Source organism: Ktedonobacter sp. SOSP1-85 (assembly GCF_016587415.1).
Taxonomy (GTDB): domain Bacteria; phylum Chloroflexota; class Ktedonobacteria; order Ktedonobacterales; family Ktedonobacteraceae; genus Ktedonobacter.
In genome coordinates this window covers 2,158,899-2,177,429 of record NZ_BNJI01000001.1, presented here as the reverse complement: position 1 = coordinate 2,177,429, position 18,531 = coordinate 2,158,899, and the positions used below count along the sequence as shown (strand labels likewise).

At 52.3% G+C, this 18,531-nt stretch carries 14 protein-coding genes; 10 read left to right on the top strand and 4 right to left on the bottom strand.

What is annotated here, in order from left to right:
* The first annotated feature begins 289 nt into the window (after positions 1–289).
* The 5 genes from KTE_RS09130 (at position 290) to KTE_RS49525 (ending at position 7,351) form a co-directional block, all read left to right on the top strand.
* Complete coding sequence (locus tag KTE_RS09130; RefSeq protein WP_201380397.1) at positions 290–2,008, top strand: M48 family metalloprotease; 1,719 nt, start codon at positions 290–292, stop codon at positions 2,006–2,008.
* Between the two features lie 423 nt (positions 2,009–2,431).
* A complete protein-coding gene (locus KTE_RS09125) occupies positions 2,432–3,499 on the top strand; it encodes an ABC transporter substrate-binding protein (protein ID WP_201380395.1) in 1,068 nt (355 codons plus the stop codon).
* Between the two features lie 161 nt (positions 3,500–3,660).
* Positions 3,661–4,866 (top strand): amino acid ABC transporter substrate-binding protein, encoded by a 1,206-nt coding sequence (locus KTE_RS09120; protein ID WP_201380393.1) that lies wholly within the window; start codon positions 3,661–3,663, stop codon positions 4,864–4,866.
* 56 nt (positions 4,867–4,922) lie between these two features.
* Positions 4,923–6,920 carry a methyl-accepting chemotaxis protein gene (locus KTE_RS09115; protein WP_201380391.1) on the top strand — a complete coding sequence of 666 codons (1,998 nt, stop codon included), beginning with the start codon at positions 4,923–4,925 and terminating at the stop codon, positions 6,918–6,920.
* Positions 6,921–6,958: 38 nt separating this feature from the next.
* Positions 6,959–7,351, top strand: a complete 393-nt coding sequence (locus KTE_RS49525) for a DUF4388 domain-containing protein (protein ID WP_374226771.1) — start codon at positions 6,959–6,961, stop codon at positions 7,349–7,351.
* A 288-nt stretch (positions 7,352–7,639) separates the two neighbouring features.
* Here the strand turns inward: KTE_RS49525 and KTE_RS09105 are convergent, their stop codons facing one another.
* Positions 7,640–8,410 (bottom strand): 3-hydroxyacyl-CoA dehydrogenase, encoded by a 771-nt coding sequence (locus KTE_RS09105; protein ID WP_201380387.1) that lies wholly within the window; start codon positions 8,408–8,410, stop codon positions 7,640–7,642.
* Positions 8,411–8,446: 36 nt separating this feature from the next.
* Positions 8,447–9,121 carry a prolyl oligopeptidase family serine peptidase gene (locus KTE_RS09100; protein WP_201380385.1) on the bottom strand — a complete coding sequence of 225 codons (675 nt, stop codon included), beginning with the start codon at positions 9,119–9,121 and terminating at the stop codon, positions 8,447–8,449.
* 250 nt (positions 9,122–9,371) lie between these two features.
* Between KTE_RS09100 and KTE_RS09095 the strand changes: the two genes are divergently transcribed.
* On the top strand, positions 9,372–11,234 hold the full coding sequence (locus tag KTE_RS09095) for a MutS family DNA mismatch repair protein (protein WP_201380383.1): 1,863 nt from the start codon (positions 9,372–9,374) through the stop codon (positions 11,232–11,234).
* Here the strand turns inward: KTE_RS09095 and KTE_RS09090 are convergent.
* Both KTE_RS09090 and KTE_RS09085 read right to left on the bottom strand, forming a co-directional pair.
* Positions 11,231–12,082 carry a SirB1 family protein gene (locus KTE_RS09090; protein ID WP_236600337.1) on the bottom strand — a complete coding sequence of 284 codons (852 nt, stop codon included), beginning with the start codon at positions 12,080–12,082 and terminating at the stop codon, positions 11,231–11,233. The genes KTE_RS09095 and KTE_RS09090 overlap by 4 nt on opposite strands.
* A gap of 255 nt (positions 12,083–12,337) precedes the next feature.
* The gene (locus KTE_RS09085) at positions 12,338–13,132 is read right to left on the bottom strand and encodes an MIP/aquaporin family protein (RefSeq protein WP_201380379.1); all 795 of its coding nucleotides are present in this window, start codon (positions 13,130–13,132) and stop codon (positions 12,338–12,340) included.
* A 250-nt stretch (positions 13,133–13,382) separates the two neighbouring features.
* Here KTE_RS09085 and KTE_RS09080 point away from each other — a divergent pair, with 250 nt between their 5' ends.
* The 4 genes from KTE_RS09080 (at position 13,383) to KTE_RS09065 (ending at position 18,497) form a co-directional block, all read left to right on the top strand.
* Positions 13,383–13,811, top strand: coding sequence for an SRPBCC family protein (locus KTE_RS09080; RefSeq protein WP_201380377.1), 429 nt, complete (start codon positions 13,383–13,385; stop codon positions 13,809–13,811).
* Between the two features lie 194 nt (positions 13,812–14,005).
* Positions 14,006–16,009, top strand: a complete 2,004-nt coding sequence (locus tag KTE_RS09075; protein WP_201380375.1) for an acetoacetate--CoA ligase — start codon at positions 14,006–14,008, stop codon at positions 16,007–16,009.
* A 128-nt stretch (positions 16,010–16,137) separates the two neighbouring features.
* Positions 16,138–17,130 carry a phosphotransferase gene (locus KTE_RS09070; RefSeq protein ID WP_201380373.1) on the top strand — a complete coding sequence of 331 codons (993 nt, stop codon included), beginning with the start codon at positions 16,138–16,140 and terminating at the stop codon, positions 17,128–17,130.
* A gap of 164 nt (positions 17,131–17,294) precedes the next feature.
* Positions 17,295–18,497, top strand: a complete 1,203-nt coding sequence (locus KTE_RS09065) for a hypothetical protein (protein WP_201380372.1) — start codon at positions 17,295–17,297, stop codon at positions 18,495–18,497.
* The last annotated feature ends 34 nt before the right edge of the window (positions 18,498–18,531 follow it).

Sequence of the window (18,531 nt, the reverse complement as noted above, 5' to 3'; positions counted from 1 at the left end):
CAACGAAAGATCTGGAAGGCGATGCTTGCATACGTTTTCCTACATTAATCGGAGCAGCGATTATGGGATGCACCAATGAGTGTGTACTGGTTCATAGTTTGTCTCTGACACTTCATTTATAATCTTCTTCTATAGAAGAAGATGTAAACCACTATGATCTTATTCCGAAACCCATCCCCATTCGGGGACAAGCCTTCACTGGCGTGTCTAGCGCTTCGCGCTCGGGGTTTTCGGATAAGTAGTATGTGGCGCCTTTGAAGGCAAAAAGCGGAATGGCTTTGAGGTAAGCATGAGTGCTCTTAATCAGTTTGCGGATGCGGCAAAGGCTCTCATCAATCGCGCTGAAAAAGAGGCGCGAGCGCTGGGCGCCATTGAGTTGGAGCCAGATCATTTCTGGCTTGGTCTGCTGAGTGAGCGCGAAGGGCGCGCGGCTGAGATTTTGAGTCATTTGACGCTTGAACCCGCCAGCCTCTATGCTAATCTGTATGCCCGCTTGACCCAGGAAGAGGGGGTGCCAACGGAGGGGAAAATTGGGTTGTCCGAGCGTAGCCGGATCGTTGTAGGGCGAACAGTACGTTTGAAGGATACGGCGCTTGGCGTCGTCATCAATCCAGAGCATTTCCTGCTAGCACTCTGGTATGAGGAGCAGAGCCAGGGGGTGAAGATGCTCCAGGAGGCAGGACTGACACTTGAGAACATGCTGAAGCTGTTAGGGCTCTCCGCTGCTGACCTGGCCTCCCTCAGACTGGAGGAGCAGGAAGTGCCGCCCGCGAAGCCTGATGAAGCTTCCAGGCGTCGTATGCGCAGGCTCAACCTGGCCCGGCGGTATTACATCCCTTTTGCCTGGTTGGGCTGGGTCATTCTTGTTTTTGTGCTGCTCCTGGTCTTTGTCGATTCATACATAGACTCCATTGGATATGTGCTGCTGGCGCTCTTTACCTCTGAGCCATTTCTCCTTGCCCAGCCCCGCCCCGAGTGGTTTCCCTGGCTTGCTCTGGGAATTGTCATGCTTGGCTACGGTCTCTGGTATCTATTGTGTCTGCCATTGCACTGGGTCTATGCTACTGTGCTGCCTCGGTTGGTACGCAAGAAGACATCGCGCTCGCTTCTCTCCTCCACGCTGCGCTGGTTGATGGCGTATAGCCTAAGTCATATTTTCCAGTTGGCGCAGTTTCTGCTTTCATTTGAGGTGGTCTACGCGCTCTTTATCCTGTTCCCATCCACCTGGTGGCTGATGAGTACGCTCTATTTCGCGCTCTTTTTCCTGGTGCGGGTCTATGTTCTGTCGCGATTTCCTATTACTCTCTTTACCAGATTAGTTCCGGTTCCAGAGGGGCCTTTGAACGAGCGGCTGTCGGCGTTGCTCAGGCGCACGGGAACGCGCGTCGCAGGCTTTTATGTGAAAGAGACGAAAGATGCCAAACCAGGGAGCACAACCCTGGCCGCCAATGCGCACCTGGTCCAATGGGGCCTGCAAAAGCGTATCGTCCTTACCGACACATTTTATCAAAAGTTTCCTCTCGATGAGCAGGAGGTGATCCTGGCGCATGAACTGGGACACCTGGTTCACCAGGACATTCTGCGGCGTGTGGGTTGGAGAACGCTTTTTAGCGGCCTCACCTTGCTCGCTTGCCAGCAGATACTGTTCGCCATGTTTTCCACAACCACGCGCCTGTACCTTTTCTTCTTGCAATTTGATGGGCAAAGTATTGCGAAAGTGGGACTCTGTTATAGTATTGGTGTTGGCTTCTTTCTGCTGCATCGTTGGCTACGGCGACGCCAGGAATATCGGTCAGACGAATATGCTTTGCAGACAACGCAGAATGTAGAGGCCTTTAAACGTTCGAAGCAGCGCCTGGCCCACTATCGTGTCTGGCCAATCAGTAATTCCCGACTCCAACGATTAACCTCAACGCATCCTACCACGCAGCAGCGCCTGGTCCACGCGGATGCCTTTGCCCAACGCCAGGCGAAAAGCCCTGCGTCTCTTGCTCCTGCCGAGGCGTGATGGCGTTTGCCCAGGGTTAGGAAGGTGGTACGGCTCGGCAGTTGCCGAGCCGTACCACCTTCCTAACCCTGAATCCGAAAACAATGAGTATGAGCAATTAGTTATCTTGAAGCAATAAGAAACGTTTTGCCATGTGAAAGTTTATAAAAAAGCGTATATGAATATATTGGAATTATGTACTTATAAGATACATAAAAGAGATAGCCTAATCGTCCTAATCAATAAGCCTTTACAGCTATTATATTGATTAAACGCCGCTTGTTGAATTAATATTAATTCGTACATTTACCGATATACTTGCTGTAATAATTTTTAAATAGATAGCGGTAAGGCGGGATCTTGTACAATTGGTTCTGTTTTTCTTATGTATTTTTTTGGGTGGAGACAAAGAAAGGCCAGAATACCTTAATGAAATCTTTCCTAATGAAACCTTTCCGTATTATTTGGACAGTGCTTATATGTGCTGTCATTGCAGGAGGGCTGATTACATTTAATACCGTTAGTCATGCACACGCTGATACAAACACTTGTATCCAATATGGAGGATTCAGCCGCAGTGTTTCGTATATCGAGGCGCAAGCGCACGGATTCTTTGCGCAGGAAGGTATTTGTGTTACCTATAATCAGGTCACTAACTCCACGCAGCAGTGGAATAGCTTCTTAGCTGGTCAGTACGATATTATTTCAACAACTGCTGATAACGTGGTGAATCAGTATGTGAATAACAATGTTTCTGCTCAGGCTGTCGCAGGTATTGATCAGGGAGAAGGATTGGACCTGATCGTCAATACTGCGAACGGCATTCATAGTATCGCCGACCTGAAGGGCAAGACCATTGCGGTCGATGCGCCTACAAGTGGGTATGTGTTTGCCCTGGAGAAGATTCTCTCTGCTAATGGTTTAAGCCTGCAGAATGGCGACTACTCGTTGCAGGTCATCGGTGGCTCATTGCAGCGCTACCAGGCGTTGAAAGCGGGCACCTTTAATGGTGCTCCTGTCTACGCCACCATCTTGGGGGCCCCCTTTTCAGAGCAATCTCATTATGATGCCAATCTCGCCGATCTAGCCCCTCTCTCTACGTATGTCCGGACTTATCAGGGTCCGGTTGTTGCGGTCACTCAGAGCTATGCCCAGGCGAACTCCAGTGTTGTCACAAACTTCCTCACTGGCATGATCCTTGGTCGCCAGTTTGCGGCAAATCCTGCGAACAAGGCCACTGTCATTGCCGATATTGCCAGCTCGTATAGCATTTCAACCCAGATTGCAACGGATGTCTACAACGATGCCGTCCAAAATCCTGCCACTGGTGAGAATTCTGCCGAGTTGGTAAACATCCCTGGTTTGATGAATACCATCGACCTGCGCCAGGAGTCTGGTGGTTTTAACACAACCGTGAAAAGCGCTCAGTTAGCGGTGCCATCCGGATCTTCTGTCTACAACGATCAGTACTGGATTAAGGCCTTCGTACAGGCAATGCAGCAATCGCATTAGACTGCACCCTCTTTCAAGAAAGCATGCTGTGTTTAATACATAGCATGCTTTCTTGGAAATTAAAGTAAATTTTGACGCATATTTTATTTTTTGCACTCATTTTTAGGAGGAATAGTGTGTTTACACGTCCTTGCAAATATATGAAAAAGGCGCTAACCAGCATGCTTGTGGCTTTAATGCTCCTCGCTAGTTTGAGTGCCTGCTCACAATCCACTACTACTTTTACAGATCAAACTCCAATAAAAATCGGGTATTCTACATCACTGACAGGTCAGTTTGCCAATGATGGCAAGGCGCTTCAGCAGGGACTTGTCCTCTGGGCAGAGGGTGTGAACCAGAGGGGTGGCTTGCTTGGTCGCCCGGTAACGCTTATTGGCCTGGATGATGGAAGTGATCCTAAACGTGTTACAGCCAATTATCAAACATTGATTGACAAAGATCATGTAGACCTGCTCTTTGGTCCATATTCCAGTTTGCTGACTAAGCCAGCTGCCAGTGTAGCGCACCAGCATCACGCTGCCATGTTTGCGCCTACGGGAAATGCTCCAAGCATTTTCAACCTGCATTTCGACAATATCTTTGTTGTTACTCTCCCTTCTTGGCAGAACCTGCAGGCTTTTTCTTACTATATTTTATCCTTGCCTCAGAGTATGCGTCCGCAGACTGCTGCCTATGTATCGGTAAGTAGCCCGTTTACGACGCCTCAGGTGAGTGCATCAGCGAGTATTTTAGAGCCACCGGAGGGTACCCTGAAGACGGTGTATTCAAAGGTTCCCTATGAAACAAATGCCAATATTCCACAGATGGCAAAGCAGATTGCGCAATCAAAGGCTGATGTAGTTGTCCTTGGCACCAGCGGCCTTGAGGATTGCCTCAGCTTTATCAAGGAGTTTAAGGCAGAGCACTATAATCCTAAAGCGATTGTCTCGACATCGGGTCCAGAAGAAGGCTCGCAATTCCTCAATGCTCTTGGCGCTAGCACGGCTGAGGGCGTGTTTGCCCCAAATAGCGGGTGGTATGCTCACGCGGCAACCTATCAGAATACCCAGTTTGTGCAGGCATATCTTGCCAAATATGGTGGCTCCCCAGAGGATATTAGCACAACAACTTCGGAAGCTTACTCCGCGGGACAGTTGTTGGAGCAAGCCGTGACGCAAACGCATAGCCTTGACAATGCTACCCTTATCAAGGCGCTGCACACGAATGTATTCAATAGCTTACAGGGACCGCTCCAATTTGACCCAGATGGGGGCAATAAAATTGGTATTCCCACCTTGTTCCAGTGGCTGCAAGGACAATTTGTTCCGGTATATCCTTTCACCAACGCGCAAGCGAATCCAGAGTATCCCAAGAGCACCTGGTCCTAAGACTGTTCGTGTGAAAGTTTCATCATTGGATGCAGCCAGAGAGGATTAACACTGGAATGTTTACATTTATACGCAATCTACGCATCTTCCCGCGACTCTTTATCCTGTTTACAGTCATGGCTGTAATTGCTGTACTGTCTATGGTTCTGCTGGGTTCTTTTTATTTACAGGCGGAGCAGACCCATGCTCAAGCGGTAAAGACAAGCTTTGAGGCGCAGCAGATTGCGACCACTCAACAAATTAATCTACAGCGCATGAATGCCTTACTACAGGCGCGTTTCGCGCAGATTTTTGCCAGCAACAACGATCTTCTGCAAGGAGATCCATCTTTGGCAGCCTCAGGCGCTCTGATTGAGAAGGATATTGTGGCTCGTGAGACCGACTTCAATCAGACGTTACAAAACTATAATACAACCTATAAAATCGCGTCTTCTCCCAATATGAGTGTCGTTCATAATATTCTTGCCAGCGATGACGCAAATGCTCCTCTGATCACAGGTCAGCAGGCGGCTCTTGATAATGTCACAAAGACGCAGTGGAATGCATATAAGCAGTTACAGGACCAGGTTTTAACGCAACTACATAACCCAGACCTACAGTATCAACCAGCTTACGCAACCCTCTTTCAGGCCAACCTTAAATTTCAAACGTTGCAGCAGAGTTGGCAGACAGTCGTAGGTGCGGCGACAACTGTGGGACAGGCGGTGACTGCTCTGAATAATTCAGAAATTATGCCTGTCCAGATCGCGACAGTCCTGGCTATTCTGCTCATTATTGCCGTTATTGGCTTTACAGCCGCCCTTGTCAACGCGACTATTTCACGTCCCCTGCGTCAGCTTGCTACTCTGACTACCAAAATCGCGCAGGGTGATACAAGTCAGCGTGTGCATGTGGAAGGGCGAGATGAGATCCAAATGGTCGCACTCTCGATGAATAATATGCTGAATAGTATTGTTCAGCTTATTAGAGAAGCAGAGATGCGCCATACAACGCTCCAGATGCAGGTTGAGCGCCTGATTGGAGAGGTCAGTGGCGCGGGCCAGGGAGACTTGCGCGTGCAGGCGACGGTGTCCTCAGACAGCCTGGGTGTATTGGCCTCCTTCTTCAACTATATGGTCAGCGAACTGGGTGTTCTCGTCATTAACTTCAAGACCCTGGCGAATGAGGTTGAGCGCGCAACTCTGCAGACATACGATGATATGGCGCAGCTTGTAGACAGTGCGGACGAACAAATTGCGCAAATCTCCTCAGCGACCACAAATATCAGCGAGATGGCCAATACAAGCCGTGTGGTCGCTCAGCGTGTTCAGGTGCTCTCACAAGTGGGTGGTAGGGTATACCAGACGACACAATCTGGTCGTAATGCTGTATTGCGCACTGTCGAAGGGATGGGGCATATCAATAATGATGTGCATTTGAGTGCTACCAAGGTGCAGCAATTAGCGGAGCATTCGCAAGAGATCAGTGACATTGTGAAAATCATTTCAGGCATTGCTCACCAAACAAACCGCTTGGCGTTGGATGCCTCGATCCAGGCAGCGCTGGCTGGAGAAAATGGCAAAGCCTTCCGAGCAGTGGCAGATGATATTCGTCGTTCGGCTGAGGTCGCGAAGACGCAGACCAATAAAATTGAGCGCATTGTGAAACAGCTCCTTGAAGACATCGAGTCAGTAACCCTCTCTATACAAGATACCGAAACCGAGGCTGCGACGGGGGCTCAGTTGTCAAGAGAGGCTGGTGCGGCCTTTGAGGCCATCGTTTCCGCTATTGAATATCAATCTCGTGAAATAGAGATGATCAATCAGGCAGCACAGCAACAATTACAAACCTCCAGTAGCGTCGCACAGGTCATGCGGGGTGTTTCCTCATCGACACTACAGAGTAGTCAGAGTATCCGTGAGGAGGCTAAACGCATGGAACGCGTTGCCCAACTGGCAGAGCAGCTCCTGGTCTCCGCTGAGGTCTTTAAGCTGCGTGATGATCAGGACATCTTTGCGCAAACCAATCGTGAACATATTGTGGCACAACAGGCATTTCCCCAACGTAGCTTTTAGTGAGCGTCTCTTTCAGCATTTGAGTAAAGAGGGAATATGTGGAGAAAGATGTGACGCAACAACAAGGAAGAATAACTGATAACCTTTCCAGGATTATACAGATTATTCAGGTAGAAGGTAGGACCGGAGAGTTGCGAGTGGGGCGTGGAGAAGGAATAAATGCCGAGATAGGGAGCATTGGGTTTACCAATGGACAAATTGTTTTCGCCCAGGTGGGATCATATATGGGGCCGGATGCGCTCAATATAATGATAGGCTGGGGGAAGTGCGTATTTGTTTTTATTCCCCATCTGACTACGGGACCACTGCAACAGACAGGTCCCATTCCGAGCCAGCGTGAGACTTCACCTGTGATACCTCAGCTGAGGCAATCAGCGCCTCAGTTGGGGGGGAGCCTGCCGCCGCATCTGGCAATAACGCGTTTCCGCTGACAGCAGTTCCTAGAGCGACGATGTCAGTTATGAAGGCGATTGGAATTATCGAGAAGGCGGGACTTCCACGCTTATATCGCCAGGTCATCTTAGCAATCGATGGTCGCCAGGCAGTTGGAGAGTTAATCAGGTCTATAAACTGTACACCTGAAGAAATGAGCCAGATTTTACAGACACTGGAAGAACTGACGATCATTCGTGTAGTAAGATGATGGGCATGTGAGAAGCCCGACCCTGTGATTGCGGCATGCCGCAATCACAGGGTCGGGCTTCTCGCTATAGGCGCTTTTAGCGAGGACTCATGCGAATGCTACCATCCAGGCGAATAACTTCGCCGTTTAGCATGGTGTTCTCGATGATGTGTTTGGCGAGGGCGGCGTACTCGTCGGGGCGGCCCAGGCGTGAGGGGAAGGGGACCTGTTGGCCAAGCGAGATGCGGGCCGCTTCGGGAAGGCCCGCCATGAGTGGGGTATCAAAGATGCCGGGAGCGATGGTCATGACGCGAATGCCCAGGCTGGACAACTCGCGTGCAATAGGCAGGGTCATGCCCACGATCCCGCCTTTGGAGGCCGAGTAGGCGGCCTGGCCAATCTGACCCTCGAAGGCTGCGACTGAGGCGGTATTGATAATCACTCCGCGCTCACCGTCGTCTCCCACGGGCTGGTTCTCAGCCATGGCTGCAGCCGCGAGGCGGATGACGTTAAAGGTGCCGATGAGGTTGACAGATATGACCTTGCTGAAGTTGGCGAGCGAGTGAATGCCGCGTTTGCTCAGGATCTTTTCCGCGATGCCGATACCTGCGCAGTTGATGGCGATATTGATCTCGCCACTGTGAGCTTGCGCGGCCTTGATCGCGGCCTGTACCTGCTCTTCATTCGTGACATCGGTTTGGCTAAATATGACCGTGCTTCCTAGCTCGCTCGCTAGTGCCTGGCCTGTTTCGGCGTTGAAGTCAAGGATCGTCACTTTAGCGCCCTCGCCCGCGAGCAGGCGTACGCAGGCGGCCCCCAGACCCGAGGCTCCGCCAGTGACGATAACTCCTTTGTTGGCAATCTGCATTGTTGCTCTCTTTCCTTCCTTGGATAATAAAAAATTTTAGCGTGTTTCAGCTACTTTGCTGTGCTCAAGAAGCCAGGAATAGAGTTCTGGATCAGCATAGACCGGCGTCCAGCTATCATGTCCAGCCTCGGGATAGATGGTCAGCTTGGCTTTTCCGCCTGCTTGCTCAAGTGCGTTGACCATGTTCTGACTTGCCCTGAGAGGGACGACCGTGTCTTTGGCGCCATGGAAGGCCCAGACCGGTACATCGCGCATGTTAGCTACCGTAGATGGATCACCTCCGCCACAGATAGGGGCGGCAGCCGCGAAGCGCTCGGGGTGGGCCGTCACCAACGCCCAGGTACCATACCCTCCCATGCTGACGCCCGTCGCGTAGACGCGACTAGTATCGACCGAGTAGGTCTGGGTTACCTCATCCAGCAGGGCTATCAAGTCTTCCTGTTTCGCGGACCAGGAGGTGTTGTCTGGACATTGAGGCGCGATCAGAATGAAAGGGAAGCGTTCTCCTTCTTCAACCTGCCTGGGCGGACCATACTTTTTGAGCAGATCCAGATTGTCCCCGCGCTCACCCGCACCATGCAAAAAGAGCACGAGCGGCCAGCGCGTCCCCGCTAACATTTCGTAGTTATCGGGAAGATAAAGTAGATAACGCAGAAGGACTGCATTGGTTGTGGTATCGTGTAGGGTCTCTTCCTGTTGTATGCTATGCATGAATTGGTTCTCCATAGAGAGGCTGATGTTGGAACGATCCCCCCACTATGGGGGCACATCGTTACCAACGGCGTTTTTTATGGATCACTATACTGTTGCACTCTATTCTTATCATATACGAAGGCGACAGTACAAGTGGTATAGCGTTTAACGTATGAGCTGTGCCTGACGGCTTGTGCCCGAGGTGCAGGAGTGCTAGACTGCGCTATAAAGCGTACGTTTGTGTACTCATTTTCTAAGGATCGAACGCGTGGAGAAGAAAGAGGAGCGCGTACACCTATTGGAGCGGCAGCTTCAGAGGGTACAGCGTCATATAGAACAATTAGATGTGCGTAGCAATCGCTACTCGTGGATACGGCTGTTTATTTTCTTTGGAGGTCTGGCTGTTAGCCTGGCGGTGGGCTTTTTTCTCTGGTGGCTGGGGATTACCCTGGGAGTGCTCAGCCTGCTGGCCTTTGGTGTTGCCGCGTATTACCATAGCCAGGTCGATAGAAGCCTGGCACGCCACAAGGCCTGGCTCTTGATCAAATCGACGCATCTGGCGCGCGCCAGGTTGGATTGGGAGCACATACCGGCTCCCGCCTCCGCAAGCGGGCAGGAGGATCATCCCTTTGAGTTTGACCTGGATGTGACAGGGAAATACTCGCTGCATCGCCTGCTGGACATGTCCTTCTCTCGTGAGGGAAGCGAGCGCTTGCGCTCGTGGCTCCTGGCAACGGAGCCGGATCTGGAGCGTATACGGACACGCCAGGAACTGGTTGATGAACTGCGTCCGTTGAGCCGTTTCCGCGATAAGCTGGTGCTCTTCTCGCTGATCGCGACAAAAGGCAAGACCGGCCAGGTGCAGGGGCAGGAGCTTGTCGACTGGCTAAAGCGTAATCCACCCTCTAAAGGCGTGCGCCCTCTGCTATGGGCTTCGCTCGCCTTGAATGTCTTTACGCTCATAGACCTGGTGGCGAGCGTGGTCACCCATACGCCCAATCTCTGGGTGCTGACCTTCTTTGGTGGAATCTTTTTCCTCGCGCTCACGCAGAAGATACGGGGCAATATCTTCGAAGATGCAGGCTACATGAGTGACAACTTTGGTGCGCTAGGATCGGTCTTTGGCTTCCTGGAGAGCTACTCCTATGGGCGCAACCAGCACCTGGCGCGTTTATGCGCAGCCTTTCAGCAGCAGGGCGAGAATCGACCCTCACGCGTGCTACGCGGCATTGGTCGCATCTCCTCTGCGGCAGGTTTGAAGGCCAATGGGCTGCTCTGGCTGCTGGTGAACCTCTTTCTACCCTGGGATGCATACTGCGCCTATCGCCTGGGCCAGTACAAAGAGCAGATCGTCAAGTTTCTTCCTGGCTGGCTGGATACCTGGTTTGAGCTGGAGGCTTTAAACGCGCTCGCGACCTTTGCCTACCTCAATCCAGAGTATATCCTGCCCGAAGTGTTGGCGAATGATCAGCTCACACAGGAGAAGGCACCGCTCTTTAGCGCGCATTCCCTTGGGCATCCGCTTATCCAGGATCGTGTTCGTGTAACCAATGATTTCGCTTTTCATAGGCTGGGCGAAGTGGATATTCTGACAGGCTCCAATATGGCGGGCAAGAGCACCTTTTTGCGTACATTGGGCGTCAATCTCTGCCTGGCTTATGCGGGGGGACCTGTCTGTGCCAGCGCGCTGACAACGCGCCTGTTTCGTCTCTTTACCTGCATCCGCGTCAACGACTCGGTGACGGATGGCTACTCCTACTTCTATGCTGAAGTCAGGCGCCTGCGTCAGTTGCTAGATGCGTTGGAGCAGTCTTCTCCCTATCCTCTCTTCTTCTTGATCGACGAGATCTTTAAGGGCACCAATAACCGGGAGCGTCTCAGCGGTAGCCGGGCTTTTGTACGTGCCATTGTGGGTCATGACTGCCTGGGTGCGATCTCTACCCATGACCTGGAACTAGTCCACCTGGAGGAGGCGGTTCACGACCTGAAGAACTATCACTTCCGCGAGGAGGTGGTCGAGGGACAGATGGTCTTTGATTATAAGCTACGCACCGGCCCCTGTCCTACGACCAACGCGCTCAAGATTATGCAGATGGAGGGGCTTCCCGTGGAGGAGGTCGATGTGCGCTAGTTCATCATCGCGATGGCCTGGCGGATCATCTTGATATAGTTGAGGACCTCGTAACGGTCTTTGGCCTCCGGGGCCAGTTCGCGATAGGCCATCAGGTCATGCAGTGCGCGGCCATAGTGCTTAAGTTGCAGGTGAAGCAGGCCGCGCTCGCGGCGATGAACGGCGGATTGAGGATGGAGCAAGACCATGAGCTCATAGATAGCCAGGGCTGGCTCGTAGGCATCGCGCTCCAGGTAGATGCGTTTGAGGTTATTGAGCATGCGTCCCAGCATCTGCTTACGCGGGACAGGCTCAAACCAGTGATGATGTAACTTGAGTGGGCGATGGGCGATCCGGCGCACCAGCTCTATACACTCCTGCTCGCTAAGCAGGCGGCCCTGGTGGAAGGCATCGATGTAATAGGTTTCTTCGCCATACTGGCAGCGTGCGATAAAGTGATAGGGCAGGCCAATGCCTTCGATGAAGAGACCAGCGCGGCGCGCGACTTCAATATAGACAAGTGAGAGCGTAATGGGGATGCCGGCGCGGTTATCCAGGACTTTATTGAGATAGTTATTGTCGGGATTATTATAGTCGCCGGAGTTGCCGCAGAAGCCCTCCTCTGCAAAGATGACCTGGTTGAGAGCCTGGAGAAACTCATGTGGCTCACGTTCGGGTGAGGTGAGCATGGCATCCAAAGGGGGGATTGGAGAAAGGCCAAGGATTCCCCGGACTCGCCGCGCGAGGGCGTCGAGTTGTGATTGATAACATGCAATATCTACTTCTGGATACGCCAGCTTCGCAATGAGAAGGGCCGCTCCCACCAGGTCTATGGCGGCATCTTCCTGGGCGAGAAGCGATGCGAACACAGTATAGATGCGTTTTTGTGGGCTTTCCCGCGAAAATCTCTCTGACATACTCAGGGCATTAAAGCATACCCACTTATGGGTTGCAAGCTGGAAGGGACCTGTGTACCAGGGAGCCCTGGTACTTTCGCCTACGCCACACGGCTACGTTTGACCGCATTAGAGGACTTTGATATAGCCAAGTATACCATGAAATAGCTCAGTTCTATCAGAGGCACACGCAGGCGCGAGGAGTCAAGCCCAGAATGTGTATATGTGTTAGCTCGCTGCCTTTTGATCTTGCTCTGGCTGTGAAGGTTGCTGGAACTTCCTGGTGAAGATGTGTTGGATGGGGATGCGGGGCGCGACGGGATAGTCTTCGAGGACCGGCTTGGCATTCTCTTGATTGCCGCGCAGGAGCTCATACACCAGTGCTCCCAGCAATGCGCCCAAGCAGGGACCCACAATATAGACCCAGGAATTGGTCAAGATAACCCCCCCCGCAAAGAGTGCAGGCCCCAGGCTGCGTGCGGGATTCATACTGCCGCCAGTCAGAGTGTTGCCGAGGATGCCGCAGACGATAATTGTGAATCCAACTGTGAGTCCGCTATCGGCGCGTACAAAGCGTTTATCTGTCGCGCTTCCCATACTAACCATCATCAATACAAAGGTCAGAAGCGCTTCCAGGATGATTGCGGCTGGTAGGCTGGTTTTCAGCGTGTTCGCGCCATAATGGACTAGCTCGGCTTTTTCGGGAAAGAGTAGCATATGGACGAGGCTGGCGCTGCATGCTCCCGCAAACTGGGCCAGCCAATAGGGCAGGACCAGGCGCCAGGGAAGGCGACGAGTAATGGCAGAGCCCAGCGTAATTGCGGGATTGAAGACGGCGGCTGAGAGATAGCTAAAGAGGTAAATCATGGCGGCGACCGTCAGACCGAAGGTCAGATGGACCACAAAGATGCCTGCGATATTCTCGGTATCGCCAACTATGGCGCGTACTCCACAACCAAAGAAGACCAGGGCGAAGGTACCCAGGAATTCCGCGCAACTGCGTCTAAATATATCTCGTTTCATAGAAAATACCTCTTTTGGATTCTGTATAGTATTAGTACGCGGAAAGAGGTCGCGGTGCATACATATCCCTGGGGATGTGTCTCTGGTTGCAATAAGAAACGGGCGGATTGGCGCGGAACGGGGAGCATAACTGGAGAATATGAGGCATGTGGGTATGTGGGCATGTGTATATGGGGAGTATAATTTTGTGCAGGACCCTGGCACGTGACAAGCAAAACTGGATAGCGCAAGAGAAGCAGGAGGAGACGCTGTGCGAGTAGTGAAGACCGTTCTGATCAACCGTCCGGTCGAGGAGGTATTTGCCTACGTGACGGATATGTGCAAGGTCACGGAATGGACACCTGCACGCGAAATTCGCCCGGTCAATGATGTTCCCATGGGCGTCGGTGCCCGCTTTCTCCAGGCAGGTGAGTTCCTAAATCAGCGTATGGAGTTTACCACAGAGGTAACGCACTACGAGGTGCCCAGGCTGTTTGGCTTTAAAAGCCTGACTGGACCCGTGAATCTAGAGACGACGATCATCTTCGAACCAATCGAGAGCGGTACGCGGGTTACCATGATGGGCGAGGGCGAACCGGGAGGAATGCTGAAATTCGCGCGTGGCCTGGTCTCCACTATGCTCGATAAGCAGATTAATGCCCAGGTTCACAAGCTCAAAAAGAACCTGGAGAAAGCATAGACTCGCAGGCTCGCCTCCGAGGAAGGTGTATGGTGAGGGGCTGGCTTTTGCCAGCCCCTCACCATACACCTTCCTCCCTGAGCGCCGCAGGCGTGGCAACAGGGAGCGTGTTATAATGACGTTGAGATTAAGACATCGTGGCTCATAGCTTGACAATGATGCAAGCGAGCAAGGGAAAGGCAGTGAGCGACTGTATGGAAAGAGTATTTGAAAGCCAACCTCTCTGGGAACCCTCGGAAGCAGTGAAGCAACAGGCCAACGTCACCCACTATATGCGCCGGTTACAGGAAAAGAAGGGGCTGCATTTTCAGACGCGCGAAGCGCTCTGGGAATGGTCCGCGAATGAGATTGAAGCCTTCTGGGGCTCTCTCTGGGAATATTTTTCAATTCAGGCATCGACCCCCTATACAACTGTCTTGCGCCAACGTGTGATGCCAGGAGCGCAATGGTTTCCCGGTGCGCGCCTCAATTACGCGGAACATGCCTTCCGCAACGCCACCGAGGCACGCCCAGCCCTCCTTTTTCGCTCTGAACGGCACGAACTCGTTAGTGTCTCATGGGCGGAACTGGCGCAAAAGGTTGGCGCCATCGCCCAGGCATTGAGGGATCTAGGCGTAAAACCTGGCGACCGCGTCGTAGGCTATATGCCTAATATCCCCGAAACAGCGATGACCTTTCTGGCATGTGCCAGCATAGGCGCAACCTGGTCAAGCTGCTCGCCCGATTTTGGCACCAATAGTGTCATCGACCGCTTTAAGCAGATTGAGCCAAAGGTTTTATTTGCCATTGATGGGTATCAATATGGTGGCAAGCGTTTTGATCGCCGCCCTATTATTGCGGAACTGCAGGAGTCGCTACCGAGCGTAGAGCATACTGTGCTCTACTCCTACCTCTTTGGCGAGCAGGGAACCCGGCCTGCGGCGTTGTCGAATACACTCTCCTGGCAGGAGCTTGCTGCGAAGCCAGCTCCCCTACAATTTGAGCAAGTCCCCTTTGATCATCCGCTGTGGATTCTCTACTCTTCGGGAACGACGGGCTTGCCCAAGCCCATTGTTCATGGCCATGGTGGTATTCTCCTGGAACACCTGAAGTGCCTGACGCTGGATAAGGATATCAAACCAGGAGATCGCTTATTCTGGTTCTCGACCACGGGCTGGATGATGTGGAACCTGCTGCTCGGTGGCCTGCTGGTAGGGGCAACAGTCCTACTCTACGATGGTAGTCCGGCCTATCCGGACATAGGAACGTTGTGGCAGTTTGCCGCCGATACACAGATGACGACCTTTGGCACGAGTGCAGCTTATATTTCGAGCTGCATGAAGAGCGGTATCGAGCCGGGCCAGACCTATGATTTGCGTCACCTGCGAACTGTAGGTTCAACGGGTTCGCCGCTGACGCCCGAGGGGTTCCGCTGGGTTTATGAGCATGTCAAGTCCGACCTCTGGCTGGCCTCAGTTAGTGGTGGCACGGATGTGTGTTCCGCTTTCGTGGGTTGCTCGCCCCTGCTTCCCGTGTATGAAGGGGAGCTTCAGTGTCGTATGCTCGGCGCAAAGATCGAAGCCTTTGATGAGGCTGGAAATGCGCTAATTGACGAGGTTGGCGAGCTTGTGATTACGAATCCGCTGCCCTCCATGCCGCTCTACTTCTGGAACGATCCCAACTATGAGCGGTATCGCGAGAGCTACTTCTCGCTTTATCCCGGCGTCTGGCGCCACGGTGACTGGATCAAAATTACGCCCTCGGGCAGCGCCATTATTTATGGCCGTTCCGACTCCACGATCAATCGGCAGGGTATTAGGATGGGCAGCAGCGAGATCTACCGCGTGGTTGAGAGCCTCCCAGAGGTGCTTGATAGCCTGATTATCGGCGTGGAAATGCCGGGTGGACGCTATTACATGCCTCTCTTTGTGGTCTTGCGCGAGGGTGTTGAGCTGGACGAGAGCCTGAAGGCGAGGATCAAGACGCAGCTTCGCTCAACTGTATCGCCTCATCATGTACCCGATGAGATTCAGCAGATTCCCGAGGTACCACGCACCCTGAGTGGGAAAAAGCTCGAGGTGCCGATCAAGAAGCTCTTTATGGGTATCCCTGTTGAGAAGGCTGCCAGCATGGATGCCCTGAGTAATCCCCAGGCGCTGACCTACTTCGTAGACTTCGCCCAGACAGTAGTGGCGCGACGCGAGGATACAACTGTCTAAGTCCTGGTAGGAGTAGCACGACGCTACTGAAGTACGCGTCTACATATTAATGTCATATGTAGACGCGTACTTCAGTAGCGTCGTCAGGTGCACGAGATCAGTCTTCTGTATTTTTTGAGGAGCCAAGTATGGCAGATTCTTCACTGGAAAAGCCACTATTGGCGGAACTGTTGCGTGAATGGTTGGGGGCTGCCTTTACATCTGGTTCGCTGCTGCATGTGCAAATGCCCAAGTATGGGGCGATTCACCAGACGCGTCTCCTGGAGACAACCTCTGGTCGCTATGCCTTGCGTCGTTATCGCTATGGTCAGGATCGACACATGGCGATAACATATGAGCATGCTCTGTCACAGTATGTCCATGAACAAGGCTTACCGGCGATTCCTCCGTTACCACTGCTTAATGGTGGTACCTGGATTGAGCATGAAGGTGTGTACTATGCTCTCTATCCCTTTGCTCCAGGCAGGCAGGTGGCGCGTCAGGAACTTTCTTCCCATAATCTCTGGGCAATGGGACAGTGTCTAGCGCGCTTACACACTGTGTTGCGTGACTATCCCTGCGTCCAGGTGACACAGCGTAACTTCCATTTTAATATGCAGAAAACCTTTGCGTATATGGGCGAGCTGGAAGAGATAATTCGTGCGCGACCGAGGATACAGCCACAGGATGAAATTGTACTGGCGCACCTTGCGGCACGGCGTGCGTGGCTTCTAGATCATCAGGATGATCCCTTTTCTGACTTTCACGCATTGCACCAACAGGTCATTCATGGCGATTACCAGGAAACAAATCTCTTTTTTATGCATGACAAGGTCAGCGCGATCATCGACTGGGATCAAGCTTATAGCGCACCAGCAGCATGGGAGATTGCACGTATATTAGATATCGTGTGTGATTTTGCGAAAGAGTTATGCCAGGCATTTCTCGATGGCTACCGAGCGCTCCTCCCCCTCTCTCATGATGAGCTTGATTTGCTCATCTATTGTTATGGATGGATGCGCGCACAGAATTTGTGGCTGTACGAAGAGCTCTATATCGAAGGCAACGAGCGTGTCAGGCGCTTTCTGCCTGATGACCCTTTTATCCCGATTAGTGAGAAGTGGGAACGCATAAAGATATGATGGGAAGAACGTCCCTCTAGTTACAGGCTGTCCCAGGCGTTGTGCTATACTACGCGTGACGTATAGCAAAATGCCTGTCAGCAAGTATATTCCTCCGTGATGCGGCCGCTCGTCAGCCAGTGTAATGGGGGTATTCAGGTAATTAGTAGAGAGATGGAGTAGGTATGGGTTACGAGCCGAATTCACCAGGCCCCAATTCAGCCACAAATGGTCACGCGCGTATAAAGCGCTTTGGTGCGCGTTTGCGTCCATCGGAGATAGAGCAACAGCTTTTCCAGGAGCAGGGTGTGCAGGTTCAGCGCGAGGAAACTATTCCAGGTTTCTATGAACCATCAGGAGCACCCGGTATACCCCCACAGGGAATGGTGTGGTGTGGTCAGGTAGAGCCTGGATATGGAACCAGCCTTGATTCACCATTGCCTGGCAATTATGGTTCATGGGACTTCTCACCAGAGAAGGCATTCCCGCAGGCCGCTCCTTCACCAGCACCATCGTTTCCGCCTGTTCCTGAATTTAATCCAACTCCCGAACCTCTCTATGTGCCCCAGAATATTGCTTATAGCCGGAGTGAGGCACGCCAGCCCTCAATCAGTCCACCTCCTCTAACGCCCCTGACCAGTTCTGCTGTTCCTCCCTCGCCCTGGGGTCAGAAAAAGAAGAAACCGCTGCTGCTGGGGCTGTTGCTAGGTGTACTACTGCTTGGTGGCTTGAGCTACTACGTGTATAGTTACATGCACATTGCCCACCAGATAAATACGCCAAAAGGTCAGGTAGTGACGCCTACAGTCAATGCCCAGGCCACTGCCCTGGCGTCAGCCTATCCTTTTAGTAAGGACCTGGTGCTGACCGATACTCTTAAGGATAATAGCCAGAAACATGGCTGGCAGGAGGACCGCTACTGTACATTTGCCGCTGGTGCCTACCAGGCGCGTGAGCCAGAGGCAAATACCTATTATACCTGTCCAGCGCTCAAGACCGCGTTTACCAACTTTACCTATCAACTCACTATGCGGATAACGAAGGGTGAGATCGCTGGCTTAACCTTCCGTGGCGATGATGTCGGCTACAAATACTACGCCTTTATCTTTAATAGCAATGGCAGTTATACCCTACTTGTCTACACCGGGCGCAATGTCCCTCCACGCTCTCTTTATACTGGTAGCAGCAGCCAGTTTAAGCCAGGTGCCGATAATCAAATTGCCATTGCGGCTACCGGTTCCACGCTTCGTCTCTTTGCCAATCATCAGCTTCTGGCATCGGTCGAGGATGCTACCCTGACGCAGGGCCAGATAGGCGTAGCAGTGTATACCCAGAAGAACGAGACGCAGGCGCTCTTTCGCGATGCGAAAGTTTGGAAGCTTGCCTGATTTCCAGGCTAACAAATCTTCTTTAGGTAAGTCT

Excerpts from the sequence above, each read along its gene's own strand:
- KTE_RS09130 (WP_201380397.1), top strand. The coding sequence starts at position 290 with ATGAGTGCTCTTAATCAGTTTGCGGATGCGGCAAAGGCTCTCATCAAT.
- KTE_RS09125 (WP_201380395.1), top strand. The coding sequence starts at position 2,432 with ATGAAACCTTTCCGTATTATTTGGACAGTGCTTATATGTGCTGTCATT.
- KTE_RS09120 (WP_201380393.1), top strand. The coding sequence starts at position 3,661 with ATGCTTGTGGCTTTAATGCTCCTCGCTAGTTTGAGTGCCTGCTCACAA.
- KTE_RS09115 (WP_201380391.1), top strand. The coding sequence starts at position 4,923 with ATGTTTACATTTATACGCAATCTACGCATCTTCCCGCGACTCTTTATC.
- KTE_RS09105 (WP_201380387.1), bottom strand. The coding sequence starts at position 8,410 with ATGCAGATTGCCAACAAAGGAGTTATCGTCACTGGCGGAGCCTCGGGT.
- KTE_RS09100 (WP_201380385.1), bottom strand. The coding sequence starts at position 9,121 with ATGCATAGCATACAACAGGAAGAGACCCTACACGATACCACAACCAAT.
- KTE_RS09085 (WP_201380379.1), bottom strand. The coding sequence starts at position 13,132 with ATGAAACGAGATATATTTAGACGCAGTTGCGCGGAATTCCTGGGTACC.
- KTE_RS09075 (WP_201380375.1), top strand. The coding sequence starts at position 14,006 with ATGGAAAGAGTATTTGAAAGCCAACCTCTCTGGGAACCCTCGGAAGCA.
- KTE_RS09070 (WP_201380373.1), top strand. The coding sequence starts at position 16,138 with ATGGCAGATTCTTCACTGGAAAAGCCACTATTGGCGGAACTGTTGCGT.
- KTE_RS09065 (WP_201380372.1), top strand. The coding sequence starts at position 17,295 with ATGGGTTACGAGCCGAATTCACCAGGCCCCAATTCAGCCACAAATGGT.